The organism is Stenotrophomonas sp. KH_029 (assembly GCF_057839765.1).
In genome coordinates this window covers 4,317,210-4,324,089 of sequence record NZ_CM174498.1, presented here as the reverse complement: position 1 = coordinate 4,324,089, position 6,880 = coordinate 4,317,210, and the positions used below count along the sequence as shown (strand labels likewise).

At 68.3% G+C, this 6,880-nt stretch carries 5 protein-coding genes; all 5 read left to right on the top strand.

The window, feature by feature from the left end; all coding sequences use genetic code 11:
• Positions 1-252: 252 nt before the first annotated feature.
• Complete coding sequence (gene rpmH, locus AC3ITM_RS19315; protein WP_006404565.1) at positions 253-393, top strand: 50S ribosomal protein L34; 141 nt, start codon at positions 253-255, stop codon at positions 391-393.
• A gap of 5 nt (positions 394-398) precedes the next feature.
• The gene (rnpA, locus tag AC3ITM_RS19310) at positions 399-890 is read left to right on the top strand and encodes a ribonuclease P protein component (protein WP_489267393.1); all 492 of its coding nucleotides are present in this window, start codon (positions 399-401) and stop codon (positions 888-890) included.
• The gene (gene yidC / locus AC3ITM_RS19305) at positions 890-2,590 is read left to right on the top strand and encodes a membrane protein insertase YidC (RefSeq protein ID WP_489267392.1); all 1,701 of its coding nucleotides are present in this window, start codon (positions 890-892) and stop codon (positions 2,588-2,590) included. Before rnpA ends, yidC begins: the two co-directional genes overlap by 1 nt.
• A 149-nt stretch (positions 2,591-2,739) precedes the next feature.
• A complete protein-coding gene (locus AC3ITM_RS19300; protein WP_489267391.1) occupies positions 2,740-5,415 on the top strand; it encodes a polysaccharide deacetylase family protein in 2,676 nt (891 codons plus the stop codon).
• Positions 5,416-5,418: 3 nt separating this feature from the next.
• Positions 5,419-6,768 (top strand): tRNA uridine-5-carboxymethylaminomethyl(34) synthesis GTPase MnmE, encoded by a 1,350-nt coding sequence (mnmE, locus tag AC3ITM_RS19295; protein ID WP_489267389.1) that lies wholly within the window; start codon positions 5,419-5,421, stop codon positions 6,766-6,768.
• Positions 6,769-6,880: the final 112 nt, after the last annotated feature.

The window sequence follows — 6,880 nt, the reverse complement described above, 5'->3', positions numbered from 1 at the left end:
CGGCAATAATCGTCTGGGGCCAGTGGACAGGCGTGGGAAACCGCCGCACCACAGGCCGGAAGGGGGAAGAATGGATGGCGCAGACTACCACCGACGAGGGGGGCCGGGAATGGTTGTCCCGAAGTTATTCACAAAATGATCCACAGCTATTGCACAGCCCGGTGAAATCCCGTAGTGCCCAGCACTTGACGGCACCTTGATCAGGTCTATAGAATTTCCGGTTCTTTCCGTCCCCTTCATATAGAGGCCCGCATGGCCACCAAGCGCACTTTCCAACCCAGCAACCTCAAGCGTAAGCGCGACCATGGCTTCCGTGCCCGTATGAAGACCGCTGACGGCCGCAAGATCCTGTCGCGTCGCCGCGCCAAGGGCCGTAAAGTCCTGAGCGCTTGATTGCAATGCCGCTTCCCGCGGCAGACGCAATCCTGACTATGAGCAGTTCCGACCTGCGCAAGCGATTTCCTCGCTCTGCGCGGGTTCGTACGCGTGCCGAATATACAACGGTCTTCAACGGTGCCCACCGTGTGTCCGATCCGCTGATGACCCTGCACTGGCTGAACAGCGAAACGCCAGCCAGGCTGGGTCTTGCGGTGTCGCGCAAAGTCGACCCCCGAGCCGTGGGTCGCAATCGAGTCAAGCGTGTGCTGCGCGATGCCACACGCCATCTACGGCCGTGGATGAGTGCCGGCGATTACGTCGTCGTCGCCCGCAGTGCCGCCCGTACCGCCAGCAATTCCGACCTCCGCCAGGCGTTTGAACGCTTGCTGCGCCGCCTTGGCGCATTGCCCATGCCGGGCGCGGACGGCACAATGCCGCCGCCCCTGGGCGTTGCACCCCTTTCCCAGTCCGAGCCGGCATCACCTGCCGGCCCCGCCGAGCCTGCCCGCTGATGAACCAGACCCGCGTTTTCCTGATTTTTGCCTGGCTGATGGTGGCCGTATTGCTGTGGATGGAGTGGGGCCGCGACAAGGCCGCGCCGGCCACGCCGCCGGTTGCCGCGCAGACCCAGGCAACCGTGCCGGGCGCGGCAGGCGCCATTCCCGGCGCGTCGGTACCGCAGGCCCCCGGCAGCGCCCCGGCGACCCAGCCCAGCGCTGCGGCCAGCGCCGGCGCCGCCCGGGTGACGGTCACCACCGACGTGCTGCGCCTGGTGCTGGACGGCGGCACCGTGCTGGACGCCGAGCTGCTGCACTTCCCGCAGACCAAGGACGACGGCAGCCCGCCGGTGCGCCTGCTGACCGAAGACCAGACCCAGCCGTACCGCGCCGTCAGTGGCTGGACCAGCCAGGACAAGAGCATGCCGGTGCCCGAAGCCAATGGCTTCACCCTGGTCGGCGACAATCGCGCGTTCGTGCTGGCCAAGGGCCAGAAGGAACTGCAGATCCCGTTCGTGTGGAACGGCCCCAACGGCGTCAGCATCCGCCGTACCTATACGCTGGGCCGCAACGAGTATGCGATCAAGGTCAAGGACGAAGTGGTCAACGGCAGCGCCGCGCCGTGGAACGGCTACGTGTTCCGCACCCTGGACCGCCACCCGACCATCCTCTCGCGCAGCATGACCAACCCCGATTCGTTCAGCTTCAACGGCGCGACCTGGTTCAGCCCGAAGGATGGCTACGAGCGCCGCGCGTTCAAGGATTACCTGGACGACGGCAACCTCAACCGCACCATCACCGGCGGCTGGCTGGCGATGCTGCAGCACCACTTCTTCACTGCGTGGATTCCGCAGGCCGACCAGGCCGCCAACTATGTGCTGTCCCAGCATGATGGCCGCGACCAGATCCAGGCCACCGGCCCGGCCTTCACCGTCGCGCCCGGCCAGCAGGTCAGCACCGAGGCGCGCCTGTGGGTGGGCCCGAAGCTGGTCAACCTGATCGCCAAGGAAGACGTGAAGGGGCTGGACCGCGTGGTCGACTACAGCCGCTTCTCGCTGATGGCGATCATCGGCCAGGGCCTGTTCTGGGTGTTGAACCAGGTCCACAAGGTGGTCAACAACTGGGGCTGGGCGATTGTCGGCCTGGTGGTGCTGCTCAAGCTGGTGCTGTACCCGCTGTCGGCGGTGCAGTACAAGAGCGGCGCCAAGATGCGTCGCTTCCAGCCGCGCATCGCGCAGCTGAAGGAACGCTATGGCGATGACCGCCAGAAGTTCCAGACCGCGATGATGGAGCTGTACAAGAAGGAAAAGATCAACCCGATGGGCGGCTGCCTGCCGATCCTGATCCAGATGCCGATCTTCTTCGCGCTGTACTGGGTGCTGGTGGAATCGGTGGAACTGCGCCAGGCGCCGTGGCTGGGCTGGATCCAGGACCTGACCGCGCGCGACCCGTACTTCATCCTGCCGGTGATCAACGTGGCGGTGATGTGGGCCACCCAGAAACTGACCCCGGCCCCGGGCATGGACCCGATGCAGGCCAAGATGATGCAGATGATGCCGCTGGTGTTCGGCGTCATGATGGCCTTCATGCCGTCCGGCCTGGTCCTGTACTGGGTGGTCAACGGCGGCCTGGGCCTGCTGCAGCAGTGGTGGATGACCAAGCGCCACGGCAGCGAGCCGTTGCCGGTGGCCGCTACCCCCGCCAAAAAGAAGTAAGCCGACCGGTAGCAGACGACCGTTGGTCGTCTGGCCGTAGCGCCGACCATTGGGCGGCTGCGCTGAAAAACCCGCCGCCCGGCGGGTTTTTCTTTGGCGGCTATACAATCGCCGGCAACCGTCCCCCCGTTTCAGCCCCGAGCCTCCCAATGTCCCCTGCGTCGTCGCTGTTCCGCCTGGCCGTGCCCATGCTGCTGCTCACCCTGGCGCTGGCCGGCTGTGGCGACAAGGACGCTGCCGGCAGCGGAGCAATGAACCAGCCCAGCGCGCAGACGGCGGCGGCGGCAGACCCGGCTGCCGCCCCGCTGCTCACCGCCCTGCAGAAGCAGCTCGATGGCCATCGCCGCATCATCGTGCTGCTGGCCGACGAAGCGCAGCAATCGCCCGCCGACCGCGCCACCTCCAGCCGCATCGGCCAGCAGCTGTTCCACGACGGCCTCGAGCAGCGTGCGGCCATCGCCACGCAGTTCGATGCCTTGCTGCGCGGGAGCAGCCCGCGCCGCTTCGCCACCCTGGGCACGGTGCTGGACTACATCGAGTCGGCCCCGGAACTGTTCGACGCCGACCGCCTGGCCTTCCGCGAAGTGCTGCGCGACCTGCACGAGCGGGTCGGCGCGGACTCCTCGCTGCCGGCGGTGAAGCTGCACCAGCGCATCGGCGAAGACCTGGAGGCGCTCGATGAGATCGAGCGCAACTACAACCAGGAAATCACCCGCATCTTCAGCCGCTTCGACCGCACGCGCGCCATCGCGCTCAAGCGCGAGAAGTGGGACGACTACCTGGCCCACCTGCGCGCGCAGTACCGTCGCGAAGCGATCCTGCGCGACTACGGGGTGATCGAGCCCTACCCGATGTCGATGCAGGACAGCGACCGCGAAATCTTCGGCCGCGACCTGCCGCCCAAGACCGTGGTGCTGACCTTCGACGATGGCCCGCACAAGGCCTATACCGACGAAGTAGTCGCCATCCTGCAACGTTACGACGTACCCGGGGTGTTCTTCGAGGTGGGCCGCAACCTGGGTGCGGTGCAGCCCGACGGCAAGGTCACGCTGGGCCCGATGGCGCCCATCAGCCGCAACCTGATGGCGCAGGGGTACGCGGTGGGCAACCACAGCCTGACCCATGCGCAGCTGTCGCGCACCACCGGCGATGCGCTGCGCGAACAGGTGCTGGCCACCGACACCCTGCTCAAGGACGTCGATGCGCGCCGTGCGCCGCTGTTCCGCTTCCCGTATGGGGCGCGCAACGCCGAAGGCCTGCAGCTGCTCAACGAGGCCGGGATGAAATCGATCATGTGGAACATCGACTCGATGGACTGGGCCGACCCGGTGCCCGAATCGATCGTGCAACGCGTGGTCGAACAGGTGCAGAAGGAACAACGCGGGATCATCCTGTTCCACGACATCCACGACCGTGCGGTGAAGGCCTTGCCGCAGATCCTGGACCGGCTGATCGCCGACGGCTACCAGTTCGCCGGCTGGAACGGCCGCGATTTCAGCGTGGCCCGCGCGCGCAAGGGCGCCGGCAGCGATGCCACCATCACCACCGGCTACGAGAAATCCTGGGCGATCGTGGTCGGCATCGACGACTACGCCAAGTGGCCCAAGCTGGAGCACGCCGGCCACGATGCCCAGGCCGTGGCCGACACCCTGACCGGCCAGTTCGGCTTCCCGTCATCGCAGGTGATCGTGCTGAAGAACCAGCAGGCCACCCGCAACAACATCCTGGCCGCCTTCCACGACCGCCTGGCCGACGACCGCACCGGCCGCAACGACCGGGTGTTCGTGTTCTTCGCCGGCCACGGCGCGACCCGGCGGCTGGCCTCGGGCCGCGACCTGGGCTACATCATCCCCGTGGATTCGGACCCCAACGAGTTCGCCACCGATGCCATCGCGATGACCGACATCCAGAACATCGCCGAAAGCCTGCAGGCCAAGCACGTGATGTTCGTGATGGATGCCTGCTACAGCGGCCTGGGCCTGACCCGCGGCGGCCCGTCCTCGTCGCGCTTCCTGCGCGAGAACGCGCGGCGCAGCGCACGCCAGATGCTCACCGCCGGCGGCGCCGACCAGCAGGTGGCCGATGGCGGCCCGAACGGCCATTCGATGTTCACCTGGGTGCTGCTGCAGGCCTTGAGCGGCAAGGGCGACCTCAACGGCGATGGTCTGATCACCGGCACCGAACTGGCTGCCTATGTGGCCCCGGCGGTGGCCGCGGTGGCCCAGCAGACCCCGGCCTTCGGCAGCCTGCCCGGCTCGCAGGGCGGCGAGTTCGTGTTCCAGGTGCCCGACAGCCAGGAATACCTCAACGCCGATACACGCCAGCTGTCGCCCGAAGCGATCGCGCTAAACACCCGGGTCGATGCGGCCCAGGGCGGCAAGGGGCAGGGCGAAGCGCCGGTGACCGTGGCCGACCTGCAGGGCGGCAGCAACACCCTGGTGGTGCCGGCCGCCGTGCCCACCTCCGACCGCCAGCGCGCGCAGCAGGCCAACGACCGCGGCCTGCAGTTGTACCGCGAGAAACGCTACGACGAGGCGGCCCTGCAGTTCACCGAAGCCCTCAAACTGCGCCCGGACTTTGCCCAGGCCGCCAACAACCTCGGCTTTGTCTACTACCGGCAGCAGCGCTACGCCGAAGCGGCGCGCTGGCTGGAGAACACCTTGAAGATCGACCCTTCGCGGGCGGTGGCCCACCTCAACCTGGGCGATGCCTACGCCCATGCCGGCGACAAGGCCAAGGCCAGGCAGGCCTACACCACCTACCTGGCGCTGCAGCCGCAGGGCAGCGGCGCCGCCCAGGCGCGCGCGCAGCTGGAGAAGCTGTAAGCCATGCGCCAGACGTCCCCCGCCGATACCATCGTCGCCATCGCCACCGCGCCCGGCGCCGGTGGCGTGGGCATGCTGCGCCTGAGCGGACCGCGCGCGCGCGACATCGCCCAGGCCGTCGGCGTGCGGGCGATGCAGCCGCGCCACGCGCACTACGCGCGCTTCCGCGACGCGCACGGCGAGGTGATCGATGACGGCATCGCGCTGTGGTTCCCGGCCCCCAACAGCTTCACCGGCGAAGAAGTGGTGGAACTGCAGGGCCACGGCAGCCCGGTGGTACTGCAGCAACTGGTCGCGCGCTGCATCGTGCTGGGCGCGCGCCAGGCGCGGCCCGGCGAGTTCAGCGAGCGCGCCTTCCTCAACGGCAAGCTCGACCTGGCCCAGGCCGAAGCCATCGCCGACCTGATCGCGGCCAGCGACACCCGCGCCGCGCGCGCGGCCCGGCGTTCGCTGGACGGGGTGTTCTCGCAGCGGGTGGAGGAGGTCGGCGAGCAATTGGTGCTGCTGCGTATCCACGTGGAAGCGGCCATCGACTTCGCCGACGAGCCACTGGACACCCTCGGTGGCGACCAGGTGCGCGCCGGCCTGGGCCAGGCGCTGCGCGCGCTGGTGCAGCTGCGCGACGATGCCGAGCGCGGCCGCAAGCTGCGCGATGGCCTGCACGCGGTGCTGGTCGGCCCGCCCAACGCCGGCAAAAGCTCGCTGCTCAACGCGCTGGCCGGCAGTGAGCGCGCCATCGTCACCGACATCGCCGGCACCACCCGCGACACCCTGCGCGAGACCATCCACATCGACGGCCTGGAGCTGACCCTGGTCGATACCGCCGGCCTGCGCGAGGGCGGCGATGCGATCGAACGCGAGGGCATGCGCCGCGCCCACGTGGAGATGCAACGCACCGACCTGGCCATCATCGTGCTGGACGCGCGCGATCCGCAGGCCGGTTACACCGCGGTGGCCGATGCCATCGCCGGGGTGCCGCAGCAGCTGTGGATCCACAACAAGAGCGACCTGCTGGAGACGCTGCCGCCGGCCATCGACCCCAACGTGGTGCATGTCTCGGCCGCCACCGGCCTGGGCCTGGAGCGCCTGCACGCGCGCCTGCGGGAACTGGCCAGCGGCAGCGCCGGCGACAGCGTGGAGGGCGAGTTCTCCGCGCGCGCCCGCCACGTCGAGGCGATCGTGCTGGCAATCGGCCACGCCGAACGCGCCGACGCCGAACTGCTCCACGAGCACCTGGAGCTGGCTGCCGAGGAACTGCGCCTGGCGCATGGGGCGCTGGGCGAGATCACCGGGCGGATGAGCGCCGACGACCTGCTGGGGCGGATATTCTCCAGCTTCTGCATCGGCAAATAGGCCCGCCTTTCTTCCCCCTGTCACACCGCGCCGGCACACTGCGCCGGTCCTTTCCACGCCCCGCCGCGTCGGCGCGGGCCGCATCAACAGGGGTTTGCAGTGTCGAAGTCGT